The following is a 17707-nucleotide window of genomic DNA, read 5'->3' as shown; positions in this document are numbered from 1 at the left end:
ACATATTATGCTAAACGTATGCTAGAATATTGTTTGAGAAAATTTAGAATATTTGTAGAAAGAGGGGTTTATCGTATGAGTAAACTGGCTTCTGAAAGAGTTGCAAATATATTAAATGATTGGTATATCGCGATAAAACAACAAGACGCTGAGTCTGCTGAGAAATATTTTGAAGAGATCAAACCGCTTTTAGATGAAATGGAAGAAGATCAAGAGGTTTTAATGTACTATTCTTTGTTGGAAGAGCGTCATAGAATGCTTTTGTATCAGGTGAGAGGTAAAGAGTTGCCTTCCCATTCATATTTTAATGAAAACCACGCTGATAAAATCCAAAAAACAGACCATATGATTGAATATTATTTTTATTTATTTGAAGCGCTGTACGAGTCATATAATAGAAATTTCGAGAGCGCCATAAGTTTATTTAATATCGCTGAAAAAAAGCTTTCATTAATACCGGATGAAATTGAAGCTGCAGAATTTTATTCAAAGGTTGCCTCTATGTACATGATGTTGGGCCAGAACATCGTATCGTTAAATTATATAACCAATGCAATGAATATCTATAAGAATAACGAAAATTATTTGAAGAAATTTGCAACCTCGTTAATGGTGGTTGCTCATAATTACACTGAATTGGGACAATACGAAAAATCAGAGGAACATTATTTGCAAGCAATTAAAGTGGCAAAAAAATTGGGCGATTCTTTTTTCGTAGCAATGATTCATCACAATTTAAGCATTACATACTCAGAGGCGAAGCGGTCGCAGGATTGTCTTAATGCCATCAAGCATGCATTAAGAAATAAAGACTGGTGCAGATCATCGTATTATATAAATTCATTATATATGATCGCAAAAGAGCTGGTGATGATGGGGGAAAACAATAAAGCCTCATATTATTTGAAAAAGGGACAGGAAAATCTTAGACAAAAACAGAATAAAATATACGAAGCTAAAATAAACATTATTCATGAGCTTTCACAAAGTCCTTTGAATGAGCGCGTTGATCGGATTCACAGTCATATGAACAGATTAGTAGAAAAAAATGACTTTGACAGCATTCGTGATCTGGCTTTAATCGCCTCAAAAAAATTTGAAGAAAGGGGACTTTATAAAGAGGCTCTGCAGTTTTCTAATAAAGCTATTTTAGCTGAGATGAAAATGAAGCAGTTGGAGGGAATTTGATGAAAAAGAGAATTCTATTTGCAGCATTATCTGTTGCTTGTTTGAGCGGGTTAGCTGTTGCGGGCTTTATGGGGTTTTCTAATAAACATGTAGCTGAAAAGCCGGTCGGTACCTATATATTAGCCGAAAAACCAGTTGGCACGTAATAAAGAGCAAAAGCCCCAGACAGGGCTTTTTATTTTAACTATATTCAAGCCCTGAGTAAGAGGGCTTTTTTTGGTTTGCTTTCAAATGATTTTTTTGAAAACGAACATTTTTGTGAAACCATTTATTTTTAGCGCCGTCTAACATTAGTGGGCCTAAAGATTTTTTCGTATTTGTGTAAAGTTTTCATGTTTATATTTAAATACCAAAAATCAAGTCATTCATAAACGCACCGTTTTTATCGGAAGTCTGAATTCATCTATTGTCCACCCGCGGGAGGTGTTTAAAGAAGCTTTCAAACGATCCGCCGCGTCCTTCATTTGCGTTCACAATCATCCTTCAGGAGATCCTACACCGAGCAGGGAAGATATAGAGGTAACCAGGCGGCTTTTTGAGTGCGGAAATTTAATCGGCATCGAGCTGCTGGATCATTTGGTCATTGGTGACAAAAAATTTGTGAGTTTAAAGGAAAAAGGATATTTGTAACACTTTTTTTTTCGTTGATTTAAGATATAATAGATTTTATGAGTTTTTCCCTTTAGGGTATTTTTGCTTTAAGAAAGGAAGATACATACATATGTTCGGAATTGGTACAAGAGACCTTGGTATAGATTTGGGAACCGCGAATACGCTTGTGTTTGTTAAAGGTAAAGGAATCGTAGTGAGAGAGCCGTCTGTCGTTGCTCTGCAAACGGATACGAAGTCCATCGTTGCGGTCGGTAACGATGCGAAAAACATGATCGGAAGAACTCCGGGCAACGTGGTTGCGCTCCGTCCGATGAAAGACGGCGTTATCGCTGACTATGAAACAACTGCGACAATGATGAAATACTACATTAATCAGGCTGTGAAAAATAAAGGATTGTTTGCGAGAAAGCCTTACGTTATGGTATGTGTGCCGTCAGGTATTACGGCCGTTGAAGAACGGGCGGTCATCGACGCGACAAGACAAGCGGGCGCACGTGACGCTTATCCGATTGAAGAACCGTTTGCGGCAGCAATCGGCGCGAATCTTCCGGTATGGGAGCCGACGGGCAGCATGGTCGTTGATATCGGCGGCGGAACAACTGAAGTGGCGATCATTTCTTTAGGCGGCATTGTTACGTCTCAGTCAATCCGCGTAGCCGGTGACGAAATGGACGACTCAATCATCAGCTATATCAGAAAAACATATAATCTGATGATCGGTGACCGTACGGCGGAAGCTATTAAAATGGAAATCGGTTCAGCAGAAACCGGTGAAGAAAATGCGTCAATGGAAATCCGCGGCCGCGACCTTCTGACAGGTCTGCCGAAAACGATCGAAATCACGGGAACGGAAATTGCAAATGCACTGCGTGATACAGTTCTCTCAATCGTTGACGCGGTGAAGAGCACGCTTGAAAAAACACCGCCTGAGCTGGCCGCTGACATTATGGACAGAGGTATTGTATTAACAGGGGGAGGCGCCCTGCTCCGCAATCTCGACAAAGTCATCAGCGACGAAACGAAAATGCCTGTTCTTATCGCTGAAGATCCGCTGGATTGTGTTGCGATCGGCACTGGAAAAGCACTGGAGCACATCCATCTTTTCAAAGGAAAAACAAGATAATCAGGAGTTAAATAGAAGAGGTGTATCACGATGCCGAACAAACGGTTAATGCTATTACTTCTGTGTATTATCATATTGGTGGCTATGATTGGATTCTCGCTGAAGAACGGCCGTAATACCACCTGGCCTGAAAAGCTGATCGGTGATACGACGGGAGTATTTCAAAACATTTTTCACACGCCTGCCGAATATTTTGCAGGGTTCTTCGGGGACATAAAAGACCTGAAAAACACGTACAAGGAAAACGAACGCTTAAGACAAAAGCTGGACGGACAGACACAATATGAAGCGAAGCTCCAAGAACTCAAAGATGAAAACAAGAAGCTGCGTGATGAACTCGGGCATGTCAAATCAATTTCCGACTATGATCCGATTTTAGCGACCGTTATCGCCAGAAACCCTGATCAATGGTACAAGCAGATCATGATCAATAAGGGAACGAAGCAGAAAGTGGCCAAAGACATGGCTGTCACGAACGAAAAGGGTGCGCTGGTCGGGAAGATCAAAAGCAGCGGACTCAACAGTTTCACATCCGCCGTTCAGCTGCTGAGCGATGTTGACCGCAATAACAGAGTGGCCACCAAAATCTCCGGCAAAAAGGGAAGCAAAGGCTACGGTTTAATTGAAGGGTATGATAAAAAGAAACAGACTCTGAAAATGACCATCCTTGAGCCGGATGAAAAACGTGAAGTGAAAAAAGGCGACCTCGTGGAGACATCCGGAACGGGCGGCGTATTTCCTCAAGGGCTGACGGTCGGGGAAGTGACCGATGTAGAATCAGATGCTTACGGCCTGACGAAAATCGCTTACGTGAAACCGGCTGCCGACCTGTACGATCTTGACCATGTCATCGTCGTGAACCGAAGCGTAGCAACAGGGGAGGAAGGATCGTGAAACGTTTCCTTCTCCCTTTGATTATGATTTTGGTCTTTTGTGCGGAAAGCATCTATACGGATCTGGTGCGTTTTCCTTTCGTTTCCGTCGAGCAGCAGGTCGTTCCGCATTTTCTTTTGCTTGCGCTGATTTTTATGTCCGCTTATATCAACCAAAAGCATGCGGTGATCTACGGTTTCATTTTCGGATTTCTTTATGACATCAATTATACGGGTGTTTTAGGCGTTTATATGTTTGGTTTTGCCGGTTTATGCTATCTGGCGGCCAAAGCGTTTAAAGTGCTGCAGACAAACGCCCTGATGGTCATTCTGGTCGCGGTGCTGAGCGTATGTGTGCTTGAATTTTACGTCTACGGCATTCAGACGTTAATCCGCAGCGGCACAATGACGTTTAACGATTTTGTCATTCAGCGGTTCTTGCCGACCGCTTTGCTGAATATTGCGGGAGCCGTTATATTAGTCCTGCCCTTCAGGCTGTTTTATATAAGTCTGAAGAAAGAATTAAGAGATGAGTAAAAAGGATTTTATCTTTTTTTGACGAAAAGAGTATGTTGTTGAGGTGAACATTGATGAAGACCAAAAAGCAGCAATATGTAACAATAAAAGGAACAAAAAACGGCTTAACATTGCATCTGGATGATGCGTGTTCTTTTGATGAGCTTCTCGATGGTCTTCAAAACATGCTGTCGATTGAACAATATACTGATGGCAAAGGCCAAAAAATCAGTGTTCATATTAAACTCGGGCATCGGTATCTGTATCAGGAACAGGCAGAGCAGCTGACTGATCTGATCGCGTCAAAGAAAGATTTAGTCGTGCATTCAATTGACAGTGAAGTCATCGCCAAAGAAGAAGCGCAGCGGATGAAAGAGGAGCAGGAAATTGTTTCTGTTTCCAAAATCGTCCGTTCGGGCCAGGTGCTTCACGTGACGGGAGATTTGCTTTTAATCGGAGATGTGAATCCCGGCGGTACGATCAGAGCCGGAGGAAATATATTTGTTCTCGGTTCATTAAAAGGGATTGCCCACGCGGGTTATAACGGAAATAATCGGGCTGTGATCGCCGCATCCGAAATGATGCCGACACAATTGAGGATCAATCACGTGTTAAATCGCTCCCCAGACCACATTCAAAAAGGGAACGACATGGAATGTGCTTATTTAGATACTGACGGAAATATGGTCATTGAACGCCTTCAGCAATTGGCTCATTTAAGACCTGATCTAACAAGGCTTGAGGGAGGAATGTGAAATTGGGTGAGGCTATCGTAATAACTTCGGGAAAAGGCGGAGTAGGTAAAACAACAACATCTGCAAACCTCGGTACCGCCTTAGCCATTTTAGGGAAGCGCGTCTGTTTGGTAGACACAGATATCGGACTGCGCAACCTTGATGTCGTAATGGGTCTTGAAAACAGAATTATTTACGACTTAGTAGATGTAATTGAAGGCAGATGCAAGACGCATCAAGCGCTTGTCAAAGACAAACGTTTTGATGATCTGCTTCATTTAATGCCGGCTGCCCAGACAAGCGACAAGACGGCTGTTGTCCCTGAGCAGATCAAATCGCTTGTGCAGGAGCTTAAGCAGGAATTTGATTATGTCATTATTGATTGTCCGGCCGGAATTGAACAAGGCTATAAAAATGCCGTCTCCGGAGCTGATAAGGCGATTGTTGTGACGACGCCGGAAATATCAGCGGTGCGGGACGCTGACCGCATTATCGGACTTTTGGAGCAGGAAGATATTGAACCGCCGCGCCTTATCGTGAACCGCATCAGAAATCACCTGGTGAAAAACGGTGACACGATGGATGTGGATGAAGTTGTTCATCATCTGTCTATTGATCTCCTCGGAATCGTTGCTGACGATGATGAAGTGATCAGGGCTTCAAATATCGGCGAACCGATTGCCATGAATTCCAAAAACCGCGCCAGCATTGCGTACCGCAATATCGCCCGGCGCATTTTAGGAGAATCCGTTCCTTTGCAGGTGCTTGAAGAGCAGCAAAAAGGGATGATGGCGAAAATCAAGTCATTTTTCGGCGTGCGTTCATAATATATACCAGAATACAAAGATCTGATGAAGCCCAGCTTATCAGGTCTTTTTTGTTTTTCAAGAGCGCATATTTGCAATGGACAAGACATAGGATGTACAAACCCAACGATTGCAAAGGATGATGGCGATGAGTCACAGAGCTGATGAAATTAGAAAAAGACTGGCCAAAAGAAGAAAACAGCGGCCTGAATCAAAACTTACTTTCGTTCAAAACGCCCAAACACAGAATTTTCCCGCGTGGCAGACGGTCAAGGAGCAGGAAAAGCACAAGCTTCTACCGGACTACGAATATCAAACGGAACACCCGCCCGAATTTAACGGACGGCATCCATTGATCAGCGCTCATTCTATTATTTTAAAATGCCTGCTGGCCGCCTGTCTCGTACTGATCTCCGCTATTGCCTATAAAACCGACAAACAGCCGCTGAGTCAGATCAAACCGGCGATCGCACAAACCTTTCAAAAAGAATTTCAGTTTGCTGCCGTAAGCAATTGGTTCGTATCTTCCTTCGGAAACCCGCTCGCTTTTCTTACGCCGGGAACGAAAAAGAAGGACGGTCAGGTGGCGGTCAGTCAGGATATGGCCGTTCCTGCCGCGGGGAAAATCCAGCAGGACTTTCAAAATAACGGAGAGGGCGTCGTCGTCGAAACCGCCAGCGAAGCCATTGACAGCGTAAAAGAAGGCTACATTATGGAAGTGAGCAAAGATAAAAAAACAGGACTGACGGTGAAGGTGCAGCATGCCGACAATACCAGCAGCATTTACGGCCGGCTAAAAGATGTTAACGTTTCATTGTATGACTTTGTCGATAAAGGGAAAAAGATCGGTTCGATCAAGCTCAACGATAAAAGTAAAGGCCAGTACTATTTCGCGATCCAGGATGGCGATAAATTCATAGATCCGATCCAGGTGATCACTTTTGATGAATAAATGGCTCAGCCTCCTTTTCAAAGTTCATGTCCATCCTTTTCTTTGGATTATCATGGGGCTTGGTCTTATGACGGGGCACATCAAAGCGCTGCTGTGTCTTTTGCTGGTCGTATCCGTTCATGAGCTGGGGCATGCTGCTCTGGCTGTGTTTTTTTCGTGGCGCATTAAACGAATCTTTCTGCTCCCTTTCGGCGGGACGGTTGAGGTGGAGGAGCACGGAAACCGGCCGCTTAAAGAGGAATTTGCGGTCATCCTGGCGGGCCCGCTTCAGCATGTGTGGCTTCAGGCGGCAGCCTGGCTCTTTTTCATGTCAGGTTTTGCAAGTGAGCAGACATTTGAGATGTTTACCTTTTATAATCTCTCCATTCTTTTCATCAATCTTTTGCCGATCTGGCCGCTTGACGGCGGAAAGTTTGTGTTTTTATACTTTTCTAAACAAATGGCTTTTCAAAAAGCGCATCTCCTCAGCCTGCAGACATCGGCCGTTTCCGCGCTTTTGCTCTGCTGCTGGATTGTGCTGGCCGTCCCCCTTCAGGTCAGCGCATGGGTGCTGTTCGTCTTTCTCGCCGCTTCTTTATGGGATGAATACCGGAAGCGGCATTATATTCAGCTGAGGTTTCTTTTGGAGAGATACTACGGCAAAAACCGTGATGTCACCATGCTGCATCCTTTGACGGTCGCGGCCGATGCCAAAGTGAAGCATGTCATGGCCGAATTCAAACGGGGATGCAAGCACCCCATTATCGTTGAAAAAGCTGGCGAAAAGCTCAGCCAGCTCGATGAAAATGAAGTGCTTCATGCGTATTTTGCCGATAAACGGACAGATTCCTCTATGGAAGACCTGCTGCTGCCTTACTAGAAATAGATTGACATATCCTTTTGGTTCTGATATATTTTTTAATGTTATGGATGTAGCACCAATGCTACAACCGCTCGGGACAGGTGATAAGAGCTTTAAAGCCCCCTGTTGCTGGCGAGTCTTAGTCTAATAGGAGGTGCAGAGAATGTACGCAATCATTAAAACAGGCGGAAAACAAATCAAAGTTGAAGAAGGTCAAACTGTTTACATCGAAAAACTTGCTGCTGAAGCAGGTGAAACAGTGACGTTTGAAGACGTATTGTTTGTTGGCGGAGACAGCGTGAAAGTCGGCAACCCAACAGTTGCAGGCGCGACAGTTACAGCTAAAGTTGAAAAACAAGGCCGTGCGAAAAAAATCACTGTTTTCCGTTACAAGCCAAAGAAAAATGTTCATAAAAAACAAGGTCATCGTCAGCCTTATACTAAATTGACAATCGAAAAAATCAACGCGTAAGCATGATTGAGGCAACAATTCGAAGATCCCGGAATGACGGGGGCATTTTGTCCTTTGAAATGACGGGACATGCCGATTTTGCTGAACATGGACGAGATCTCGTATGCGCCGGGGTCACGGCTGTCGTTTTCGGAGCGGTCAATGCGGTTATCGCGCTGGCTCCTCTCGAACCGATTCTTGATATAGGCGAGGACGGGGGTTATTTCTACTTTGAATTCCCTGAAGCCGCTGATCAGGAAGCTTTGCAAAAAGCGCAGCTGCTGATTGAAGGCATGATTGTTTCTCTTGAAACGATCGAGCGGGATTACAGTGAACACTTACGGTTGACTGCAAACCAAATATAGGAGGTGAGTTACATGCTTAGATTAGATCTTCAGTTTTTCGCTTCTAAAAAAGGTGTAGGTTCTACAAAGAACGGACGTGACTCTGAATCTAAACGTTTAGGCGCTAAACGTGCAGACGGTCAATTCGTAACAGGCGGATCTATCCTTTACCGTCAACGCGGAACGAAAATCTACCCAGGTGAAAACGTGGGCCGCGGAGGAGATGACACTCTTTTTGCTAAAATCGACGGAACTGTTAAATTCGAACGTTTCGGCCGTGACCGCAAAAAAGTGAGCGTATATCCTGTAGCTCAATAATGACACAAAAAACTCCGGTCGTTGACTGGAGTTTTTTTTGCAGTAAGCGGAGTAACATCAAGAATGAAAAGCAGAGGATGCGTGAGTGAACCCCGCCTTGAATGAGGACATCAGCTTCCCATACCCACTGGATATGTTCCCCAAGCAGTGATACCAAAAATGTTTCTGCCTGGCATCCGCATTGTATGCGATCCGAAAAAGGAACATGATGAACCAGGAAAAACAAGTGTTTTTTTAACAAAGCCTTCTCTGTTATAATTCATAGTACACACTTATCAAGACTCCTAAAAAGAAATTAAACGATTGGGAGTGCGAAAATGAAGGATGTATCGAAGAAACAAGAAGAACCTGTAAGCGATGCGGCTCTGATCAATGAGCTGATCCAATTAATGGGCCATTTCCGTCATGATTGGATGAATAAGCTGCAGCTGATAAAAGGAAACTTAAGTTTGCAGAAGTATGACAGGGTCGTTGAAATTATTGACGAAATGGTCATAGATGCAAAGCACGAATCAAAGCTCTCAAACCTGAAAACCCCGCACTTGGCGTTTGACTTTCTTACATTTAATTGGAAGTCCCGTTATATGAGGCTCGAATACGAAGTGCTCGGAGAAATTAAAGATTTATCGGCATATGATCAAAAGCTGTCGAACCTGATGAGAAAACTGTTTCATCTGTTCGGTCTGGCGGTAAACAATGAAAGTGAAAATCATCTGACCGTATCGCTGCAGACGGATCACCCTGACAGACAGCTTATTGTATATCTCGATTTTCATGGAACGATTGCAAATGCAGATGTGTTTGATGAATTTCGCAAATCCCGGTATGAGGACTTTGATGTCATGCAATTTGAGCTGACCGGCCATGAATGTGTGGCCGAAATTGGAATGAACTAGCGGTTTTTTACGGTTTAGAACGGAGGATATTATGTTTGTAGATCAGGTGAAAGTATATGTAAAAGGCGGCGACGGCGGTAACGGAATGGTTGCGTTCCGCCGTGAAAAATATGTGCCGAAAGGCGGGCCTGCCGGCGGTGACGGAGGTAATGGAGGCGACGTCGTTTTTGAGGTTGATGAAGGACTGCGCACGCTCATGGACTTCCGGTACCAGCGGCATTTCAAAGCGATACGCGGCGAGCACGGCATGTCTAAAAACCAGCACGGCAGAAATGCGGACGATATGGTTGTTAAAGTTCCGCCCGGCACAGTCGTAACGGATGACGATACAAAACAGGTCATTGCCGATCTGACTGAGCACGGGCAGCGCGCCGTCATCGCAAAAGGCGGACGCGGCGGACGCGGAAATACCCGCTTTGCGACACCGGCCAACCCGGCACCGCAGCTGTCAGAGCACGGAGAGCCCGGAAAAGAGCGCTATATCGTGCTTGAACTGAAAGTGCTTGCAGACGTAGGTCTCGTCGGCTTCCCGAGCGTCGGAAAATCTACGCTTCTGTCTGTCGTTTCATCGGCAAAGCCGAAAATCGCCGATTATCATTTTACAACGCTTGTTCCGAATCTGGGCATGGTGGAAACGGATGACGGAAGAAGCTTCGTCATGGCGGATCTGCCCGGTTTGATTGAAGGAGCGCATGAAGGAGTCGGCTTAGGCCACCAATTTCTCCGCCATATCGAACGGACGCGCGTCATCGTTCACGTCATTGACATGTCAGCGATGGAAGGCCGTGATCCGTATGAGGATTATGTGACCATTAATCAGGAGCTCAGTGAATATAATCTGCGGCTGACGGAGCGTCCGCAAATTATCGTTGCGAATAAAATGGACATGCCCGAAGCGGCTGAAAATCTTAAAGCGTTTAAAGAAAAGCTTCAGGATGATCACCCTGTCTTCCCGATCAGCGCGGTGACGAGAGAAGGGCTCCGCGATCTTCTGTTTGAAGTCGCCAACCAGCTGGAAACAACGCCTGAATTCCCGCTGTATGATGAAGAAGAACTGGCGGAAAACCGCGTGATGTACACGATGGAAGATGAAGAAATTCCATTTAACATTACCCGTGATCCGGACGGTGCGTTTGTGCTTTCAGGTGACAGCCTGGAACGCCTCTTTAAAATGACTGACTTCTCCCGTGACGAATCCGTCAAGCGTTTTGCAAGACAGATGCGCGGTATGGGCGTTGATGAAGCGCTCAGAGAACGCGGTGCTAAAGACGGCGATATCATCCGGCTTCTTGAATTTGAATTTGAATTTATTGATTAAAAAAACGGAGAGCTTGCGATGCAGGCTCTCTGATGTAAAAGGGAGGGGTGCAGGTGAAAGAAGAGACATTTTATTTAGTGCGTGAAGACGTTCTGCCTGATGCGATGCGGAAAACCCTTGAAGTCAAAAAGCTGCTCGACAGAAAAAAGGCTGAATCGGTTGCAGATGCCGTGCAGAAAGTTGATTTAAGCAGAAGCGCTTTTTACAAATACCGAGATGCGGTTTTCCCTTTTTACACGATGGTTAAAGAACAAATAATCACACTTTTCTTTCATTTGGAGGATCGGTCAGGCGCGTTATCCCAGCTTTTGCAGGCGGTGGCTGACTCAGGAAGCAACGTGCTTTCCATTCACCAGACGATTCCGCTTCAGGGCAGGGCGAATGTCACGCTCTCAATCAGTACGTCCGCAATGGAAGAAAACATTCATACGTTAATGAATAAACTGAGAAAATTTGATTTTATAGAAAAAGTTGAGATCTTAGGGTCAGGCGCGTAAGGAGAGAAGAGACATGAAAGTCGGTTATTTAGGGCCAGAAGCCACATTTACACATCTAGCAGTCAGTTCCTGCTTTCAAAACAGCGTGACACAAGTACCTTATCAAACAATACCGGCATGCATGGATGCGGCGGTTGCGGGAGAAGTTGATCTTGCATTTGTTCCTTTGGAAAACGCGCTGGAGGGCTCGGTTAACTTAACGATTGACTATTTGATTCATGAGCAGCCTCTTGCGATCGTGGGGGAAATGACGCTGCCGATTCACCAGCATCTGCTCGTTCACCCTTCGAGAGAAAATGAGTGGAAAAAGCTTGAGAAAATTTATTCTCATTCCCATGCGATTGCGCAATGCCACAAATTTCTTCACCGGCATTTTTCGTCCGTTCCTTATGAGTATGCGAAGTCAACAGGTGCGGCTGCCAAGTATGTCAGTGAGCATTCGGACCTTCCGATCGGCGTGATTGCAAATGAAATGGCCGCCGCTACATACGGATTGAGCATCGTAAAGCGGGATATTCAGGATTATCAGGACAACCACACGAGATTTGTCATTCTTTCACCTGAAAAAGACGTCTCATTCGAAGTGAATGCGAAACTGTCTTCACGGCCGAAAACGACGATGATGGTAACGCTTCCCCAAGATGACCAATCAGGTGCGCTGCACAGGGTGCTGTCCGCTTTTTCATGGAGAAACCTGAATTTATCAAAGATCGAATCGCGCCCGACAAAAACGGGTCTCGGCAACTATTTCTTTATTATTGATATTGAACAGGCGATGGATCAGGTTCTCATTCCCGGTGCCGTTCAAGAGATGGAAGCCCTCGGCTGCCGGGTCAAGCTTCTGGGAACATATCAATCCTATTCGATATAAAAAAAGCCCTTCAGGGGGCTTTTTTTTAATCTTTTATTAAAATACCCGCGTCGTCCAGCGCTTGGCAGGCTTGGTCAATCCGCTCTTTTGTCGGGGCGCTTAACGTATGGAGGTGCACGCCTCCGGTCAGCTGTGAAAGGTAAGCGGCATTTGTCGAGTTAATGTGATCCATGAATTGTTTGACTTCTTTCCGTGTGCTGACTCTTATGGCGGCGGTTAAATCGCCGTATACGGGGTGTTCAATAATGACGTCCTTTATGGTGACGCCTTCATCGACAATGAGTTCAAGCTCTTCTTCCGTCCGCTCCGGGCCGTGCAGACAGGCGACAATCCGTTCGGCGTTTTTTTCGCCGCCGGCATTCATGCTGATGTATAAGTAGCCTTGGCTCGTCGCGATGATCGGCTCGTTTTTTGCTTTCAAGAGTGATATGTCCTGCACGATCACCTGTCTTGAGACATTTGCTTTTTTGGCCAATTCGCCTCCTGTTAATGGCGAGCCGGCTTCTTTCAGCCAATGAAGCAGCATGTCGCGTCTTTTCGCCCCAGTAAGCTTCGTTCCTTCTGTCAAATTGCTGATTCTCCTTTCTTTTGCTCCCATAGCGCCGTAAATGTATGTATCAGCATATCGAGCTGTTCACATGTTGTTTCGTTTCCGAATGAGATTCGGAAAAACTGCTGCGCTTCCCGTTCGGTTTTTCTCAGCGCCTTCATAGCTGAAGAAGAGCCGTGGCTGCCGGCGGAACATGCGCTCCCGGTTGAGATGCAAATATCGTTACGATTACATTCTAACATAATATATTGTCCTTCAAAGGAGTGAAAAAAACACCCGACAATGTGGGGCAGGCATTCACCGCCGGTTTCTTCCTCTGAAAATGAAATGGGGAGGCCTTGACGCCGAATTTGGTCATACAAATAATTCCTCAGCCTGTCAGCATGCTCACGGTGTTCCTCCATATGTTTCACTGCATACTCCGCAGCAGCGGTAAAAGCGCCGATGGCCGGCACATTCACCGTACCGGGCCTGAACCCGTTTTCATGCACGGTATGCGGATAAACCGGGTTCCAGCTGACACCGGGCCGAATGTAAACAGCCCCGGTGCCTTTCGGGCCGTATACTTTATGACCGGAGACGGAAAGGGCGTCGATTCCCGCCTGATCCGCATCAATCGGCAGTTTGCCGAAACTTTGAACACAATCGCAATGCAGCAAAATGTTTCTCTGGTGAAGAAAAGCGGCCAGACGATTCACAGGCTGGATGAGGCCGGTTTCTGAATTGGCGTGCTGTATGGAAACGAGCCCCGTGTCAGGACGGATATGAGCCGCCAGTATGTCCTCGGTTATAAGTCCGTTCTCGTCGGGATATATGATGGTGACATCAATTCCCCGATCAGCTAAAAACGCCGCAGCATTATGGATCGAATGGTGTTCCATTGCGGTCGTAATAAAATGTTTTTTGTGATCGGGCAGACCGTGCAGCAATGATTGGACGGCCAAGATGTTCGCTTCCGTTCCGCCGCTTGTAAAGTAAATGCCGTCTGCCGCTCCGCCGATCAATTTTCCTGCAGAATGTCTGCAATATTCCAGCACGTCCGCCGCTCTTCCTCCGGCGTCATGAAGGCTGCTTGCATTGCCGTATACCTCTGTGCTGAGATGCTGAAAGACTTTCGCGGCTTCTTTGCTTAAAGGCGCTCCCGCCGCGTAATCAAGATAAATCATACAGCCCGTCTCCTATCCGTTTATGTTAAAAAAAAGCTTGAGTTTATTTTATCGCTGTGTAAATATAGGTGTCAAGACAGGTGTAAATATAACAGGAGGGTGATGTATGTCTGAAAAAACAATTATCGTCATTGGTTCGGGGACGGCGGCCCTTGCCTGTGCTTCCTCATTTCCTCCGTCATATCAAGTGACCGTCATCACAAAGAGAAACGTAACGAACAGCAATTCGCATTATGCTCAAGGCGGGATTGCTGTTTCATACGCAAAAGATGACTCTTTAGAATCCCATGTGAACGATACACTGTATGCGGGATGCGGACACAATGACGTGACAGCCGTGCGGCATTTGCTGAAAAGCGGACAGAGCATGATAAACAGGCTGATAGAAGGCCATTTCCCTTTTGATACGAAGTCGGACGGAACGTTTTGTCTCGGCAGGGAAGGCGCTCATTCCAAAAGGAGGATTCTGCACGCCGGGGGAGATGCGACCGGACGGATGTTGGTTGAGTTTCTGGTTCAGCAGCTGAGGGACGGCATTCGGATCATTGAACACGAGACGGTTGTTGATCTGCTGATTGAACACGGGCGATGCGCAGGCGTTGCCGTAAAGGATGCTTCAGGCGCCGTTTCTTACAGAAGAGCGGATTGTGTAGTGCTTGCATCAGGCGGCTGCGGCAGTCTGTACCAATATCACACAAATGATTCCGCCATAACGGGAGACGGCATCGCTCTTGCCTTCCGCGCTGGAGCTGAGATCACGGATATGGAGTTCACCCAGTTCCACCCGACCCTCCTTGTGAAAAACGGGACTGTGTACGGTCTGATTTCTGAAGCAGTGAGAGGAGAAGGCGGATATTTAGCGGATCGCTTCGGGCGCAGGATCATGGCTGGCAGACACGCACTAGAAGATTTGGCGCCCCGGGATGTGGTTTCACGGGCGATTTATGAAGAAATGATGAGAGAAAATCCTGTTTTTATAAATTGCAGCCGAATAGCTGATTTTAAGAAACGTTTTCCGACCATAACAGAAATTTGTCAAACAGCCGGTGTTGATCTTGAAAGCGGAATTCCCGTAGCACCCGGAATGCATTTTTTAATGGGCGGAGTAAAAGCCGATACATGGGGGAAAACGTCCGTGCCTGATTTGTACGCTATAGGCGAGACCGCCTGCACAGGCTTGCACGGGGCGAACCGCCTTGCGAGCAACTCACTGCTGGAAGCGCTGGCAAGCGGGCAACGATGTGCTGAACATATCATTCAAACACCGTTAAACGGAAGATATAAAAAAACCCCGAAGAAATTTGACGTCATCTTAGAAGTGCCGGACACAACGCTTCATGTGCTCCAAGCCAAAATGACAACCGGAGCGGGCATCGTCAGGGAAAAAGAAAACATGCAGGCGTTGGCATCCTGGCTTAACAACGTATCTGTGCGTCATATAAATGTGAAGGATATCACAATAGAACAAGCCGAGCTATCCTGCCTATGGAAGACTGCGCAACTTGTTGTGACCTCAGCCCTTATTCGGGAAGAAAGCAGGGGCGCTCATTTTCGCGCTGATTTTCCCGGGACGGAGAAAGAGTGGCACGGAAAACAAATCATTCATTCAACATCTGGAACAGTTATCAGAAAAAACGAAAGGATTGGGGAACTATGGACATTCTGCAGCTGAAACAAATGCTGACTCATTTTTTTCAGGAAGATATCGGAACGGGTGATGCGACGTCACAAGCGATTTTTTCTGATCAGCAATGTAAAGCGCGAATCATCGCAAAAACAGACGGCGTGTTTGCCGGAGAATCCGTTATCCGTGAAGGATGGAAGCTTTTACACGATGATATCCGCGTCCGCTCCCTGAAAAAAGACGGAGAACGGATGAAAAAAGGAGACGTGCTCGCTGAAATGGAAGGCCAGGCGGCGGCTCTTCTTACGGGGGAGCGGGTCATTCTGAATCTCATACAAAGAATGTCAGGCATTGCGACAATGACGGATGAGGCCAAAAGGAATCTTGATGATCCGTCCATCAAGCTTTGTGATACGAGAAAAACGACACCCGGGCTCAGAATGCTGGAAAAATACGCCGTTCGGGTCGGAGGCGGCTTTAATCATCGCTTCGGCTTATATGACGGCATCATGATAAAAGATAATCATATTGCCGCCTGCGGATCGATAAAGGCGGCCGTGGAGCGGGCAAGAAAAACGGCGGGGCAGATGCTTGCGGTTGAAGTCGAAATCGAATCGGAACAGCAGCTGCTCGAGGCAATAGAAGCGGGCGCAGACGTTATTATGTTTGACAACTGTCCGCCTGAGTCCGTCCGGCGTTTTGCAGGCATGACACCGGGCCATATCAAAACGGAAGCATCCGGAGGCATAACGCTCGACACATTGCCCGCTTATAAAGGAACGGGCGTCCAATATATTTCACTCGGATTTCTGACTCATTCAGTAAAAAGCGCCGACATCAGCATGGATGTTGAGGCTGCGGAACAGGGGGATTTTTAAGATGTCTATTTTTGACGTGTTAACTGCATCAGGCGAAATGATGCCGAGCTATTATAAAGACATGAGCACCGGAGAAATGGAGAAGCGGGTCGCCGCCATTAAACGGGATTTCGGAAAGCGCCTGTTCATTCCGGGGCATCACTATCAAAAAGACGAAGTAATACAATTCGCCGATACGGCAGGTGACTCCCTGCAGCTTGCTCAAGTGGCAGAAAAAAATAAAGAGGCGGAATATATTGTGTTTTGCGGCGTGCATTTTATGGCGGAAACCGCTGATATGCTGACTGATGATAACCAAACCGTCATTTTGCCCGATATGCGCGCCGGATGCTCGATGGCTGATATGGCAGATATTCAGCAGACGGACAAAGCATGGCAAGAGCTTCAAGAACTGTACGGTAACACCATCATTCCGTTAACATATGTTAACTCGACGGCGGAAATTAAAGCATTCGTCGGACGGCACGGAGGAGCGACCGTCACCTCTTCGAATGCCCGGAGTGTGCTGAAATGGGCTTTTAAACAAAAAGAGAGAATTTTATTTTTGCCGGATCAGCATTTAGGCAGAAATACAGCCTATGATCTCGGCATTCCGCTGACAGAAATGGCTGTATGGGACCCGGGGCAGAACCGATTGCTTACTGACCATCCGGAAAACATTAAAGTCATCCTTTGGAAAGGGCATTGCTCCGTACACGAAAAGTTCACAGCGGAAAATATTTCTCAGCTGCGGCAGCGGGATTCCGGCATCCGCATTATCGTTCATCCGGAATGTTCGAGGGAAGTGGTCTCGCTCAGTGACGACAGCGGGTCTACCAAATACATTATTGATACGATTGAACAGGCTGAACCGGGAAGCAAGTGGGCGATCGGAACGGAAATGAATCTTGTTCAGCGCCTCATTCAATCGCATCCGGATAAACAGATTGAATCATTGAATCCCGATATGTGTCCGTGTCTGACAATGAACAGAATCGATCTGCCGCATTTATTGTGGTCGCTTGAGCAGCTTGAAAAAGGCGAGCTGAAGGGTGTCATTAAAGTTCCGGAAGCGGTTCGGACAGAAGCGCTTCGTGCTTTGAACAGAATGCTGAGTCATACGTAATTATAAAAATTTCCCCTCCTTCCCAAATTTTTTATCATCATGCCC

The 17707-nt window shown here is 46.2% G+C and carries 21 protein-coding genes, 1 pseudogene and 1 other annotated feature; of the genes and pseudogenes, 20 read left to right on the top strand and 2 right to left on the bottom strand.

Annotated features, from left to right (window positions below; genetic code table 11):
• Positions 1-75 precede the first annotated feature (75 nt).
• The 17 genes and pseudogenes from RUW00_RS07970 (at position 76) to pheA (ending at position 12339) form a co-directional block, all read left to right on the top strand.
• The gene (locus tag RUW00_RS07970) at positions 76-1188 is read left to right on the top strand and encodes a Rap family tetratricopeptide repeat protein (RefSeq protein ID WP_172870027.1); all 1113 of its coding nucleotides are present in this window, start codon (positions 76-78) and stop codon (positions 1186-1188) included.
• The gene (locus RUW00_RS07965; protein WP_164906834.1) at positions 1188-1334 is read left to right on the top strand and encodes a hypothetical protein; all 147 of its coding nucleotides are present in this window, start codon (positions 1188-1190) and stop codon (positions 1332-1334) included. Before RUW00_RS07970 ends, RUW00_RS07965 begins: the two co-directional genes overlap by 1 nt.
• A 181-nt stretch (positions 1335-1515) precedes the next feature.
• Positions 1516-1818, top strand: a pseudogene (gene radC, locus RUW00_RS07960) (RadC family protein); the annotation flags it as partial.
• Between the two features lie 91 nt (positions 1819-1909).
• Entirely contained in the window at positions 1910-2923 is a 1014-nt protein-coding gene (mreB, locus tag RUW00_RS07955) for a cell shape-determining protein MreB (protein ID WP_003152647.1), read from the top strand.
• 30 nt (positions 2924-2953) lie between these two features.
• The gene (gene mreC, locus RUW00_RS07950) at positions 2954-3817 is read left to right on the top strand and encodes a rod shape-determining protein MreC (protein ID WP_007408166.1); all 864 of its coding nucleotides are present in this window, start codon (positions 2954-2956) and stop codon (positions 3815-3817) included.
• Positions 3814-4332 carry a rod shape-determining protein MreD gene (mreD, locus tag RUW00_RS07945; RefSeq protein WP_003152650.1) on the top strand — a complete coding sequence of 173 codons (519 nt, stop codon included), beginning with the start codon at positions 3814-3816 and terminating at the stop codon, positions 4330-4332. Before mreC ends, mreD begins: the two co-directional genes overlap by 4 nt.
• 53 nt (positions 4333-4385) lie before the next feature.
• Entirely contained in the window at positions 4386-5066 is a 681-nt protein-coding gene (gene minC, locus RUW00_RS07940; protein ID WP_003152653.1) for a septum site-determining protein MinC, read from the top strand.
• A gap of 2 nt (positions 5067-5068) precedes the next feature.
• Complete coding sequence (gene minD, locus RUW00_RS07935) at positions 5069-5872, top strand: septum site-determining protein MinD (RefSeq protein WP_003152655.1); 804 nt, start codon at positions 5069-5071, stop codon at positions 5870-5872.
• 127 nt (positions 5873-5999) lie between these two features.
• Positions 6000-6803: a M23 family metallopeptidase gene (locus RUW00_RS07930; protein WP_014418545.1), complete on the top strand. Its 804-nt coding sequence runs from the start codon at positions 6000-6002 to the stop codon at positions 6801-6803.
• A complete protein-coding gene (locus tag RUW00_RS07925; protein ID WP_014418544.1) occupies positions 6796-7662 on the top strand; it encodes a M50 family metallopeptidase in 867 nt (288 codons plus the stop codon). Before RUW00_RS07930 ends, RUW00_RS07925 begins: the two co-directional genes overlap by 8 nt.
• 58 nt (positions 7663-7720) lie before the next feature.
• Positions 7721-7794 (top strand) — a sequence feature (ribosomal protein L21 leader region).
• Between the two features lie 13 nt (positions 7795-7807).
• Positions 7808-8116, top strand: a complete 309-nt coding sequence (gene rplU / locus RUW00_RS07920; protein WP_003152660.1) for a 50S ribosomal protein L21 — start codon at positions 7808-7810, stop codon at positions 8114-8116.
• Between the two features lie 2 nt (positions 8117-8118).
• Entirely contained in the window at positions 8119-8460 is a 342-nt protein-coding gene (locus RUW00_RS07915) for a ribosomal-processing cysteine protease Prp (RefSeq protein WP_012118103.1), read from the top strand.
• Between the two features lie 12 nt (positions 8461-8472).
• Positions 8473-8757 (top strand): 50S ribosomal protein L27, encoded by a 285-nt coding sequence (rpmA, locus tag RUW00_RS07910; RefSeq protein WP_003152662.1) that lies wholly within the window; start codon positions 8473-8475, stop codon positions 8755-8757.
• A 317-nt stretch (positions 8758-9074) separates the two neighbouring features.
• Positions 9075-9653 (top strand): sporulation initiation phosphotransferase B, encoded by a 579-nt coding sequence (locus RUW00_RS07905; protein WP_014418543.1) that lies wholly within the window; start codon positions 9075-9077, stop codon positions 9651-9653.
• A gap of 31 nt (positions 9654-9684) precedes the next feature.
• Positions 9685-10971 (top strand): GTPase ObgE, encoded by a 1287-nt coding sequence (gene obgE, locus RUW00_RS07900; protein ID WP_007408172.1) that lies wholly within the window; start codon positions 9685-9687, stop codon positions 10969-10971.
• A 53-nt stretch (positions 10972-11024) separates the two neighbouring features.
• Positions 11025-11468, top strand: a complete 444-nt coding sequence (gene thrR / locus RUW00_RS07895; protein WP_007408173.1) for a transcriptional regulator ThrR — start codon at positions 11025-11027, stop codon at positions 11466-11468.
• 13 nt (positions 11469-11481) lie between these two features.
• A complete protein-coding gene (gene pheA, locus RUW00_RS07890) occupies positions 11482-12339 on the top strand; it encodes a prephenate dehydratase (RefSeq protein WP_014418542.1) in 858 nt (285 codons plus the stop codon).
• A gap of 25 nt (positions 12340-12364) precedes the next feature.
• Here pheA and RUW00_RS07885 read toward each other — a convergent pair whose 3' ends face one another.
• Complete coding sequence (locus tag RUW00_RS07885) at positions 12365-12907, bottom strand: transcription repressor NadR (protein WP_182071877.1); 543 nt, start codon at positions 12905-12907, stop codon at positions 12365-12367.
• Positions 12904-14055: an IscS subfamily cysteine desulfurase gene (locus RUW00_RS07880; RefSeq protein WP_280145353.1), complete on the bottom strand. Its 1152-nt coding sequence runs from the start codon at positions 14053-14055 to the stop codon at positions 12904-12906. Before RUW00_RS07880 ends, RUW00_RS07885 begins: the two co-directional genes overlap by 4 nt.
• Before the next feature lie 106 nt (positions 14056-14161).
• Between RUW00_RS07880 and nadB the strand changes: the two genes are divergently transcribed.
• Genes nadB through nadA form a run of 3 tightly spaced genes read left to right on the top strand, consistent with a single transcriptional unit; the run spans position 14162 to position 17662 of the window.
• Positions 14162-15727, top strand: coding sequence for an L-aspartate oxidase (gene nadB, locus RUW00_RS07875; protein WP_095272518.1), 1566 nt, complete (start codon positions 14162-14164; stop codon positions 15725-15727).
• Entirely contained in the window at positions 15709-16557 is an 849-nt protein-coding gene (gene nadC / locus RUW00_RS07870; RefSeq protein ID WP_280145352.1) for a carboxylating nicotinate-nucleotide diphosphorylase, read from the top strand. The genes nadB and nadC overlap by 19 nt, the downstream gene beginning before the upstream one ends.
• A gap of 1 nt (position 16558) precedes the next feature.
• On the top strand, positions 16559-17662 hold the full coding sequence (gene nadA, locus RUW00_RS07865; RefSeq protein WP_280145351.1) for a quinolinate synthase NadA: 1104 nt from the start codon (positions 16559-16561) through the stop codon (positions 17660-17662).
• The last annotated feature ends 45 nt before the right edge of the window (positions 17663-17707 follow it).

Source organism: Bacillus sp. IS1 (assembly GCF_032461585.1).
Lineage (GTDB): Bacteria > Bacillota > Bacilli > Bacillales > Bacillaceae > Bacillus > Bacillus velezensis.
Note: the sequence above shows the minus strand (reverse complement) of the source record. Positions and strands in the feature narration are given on the sequence as shown.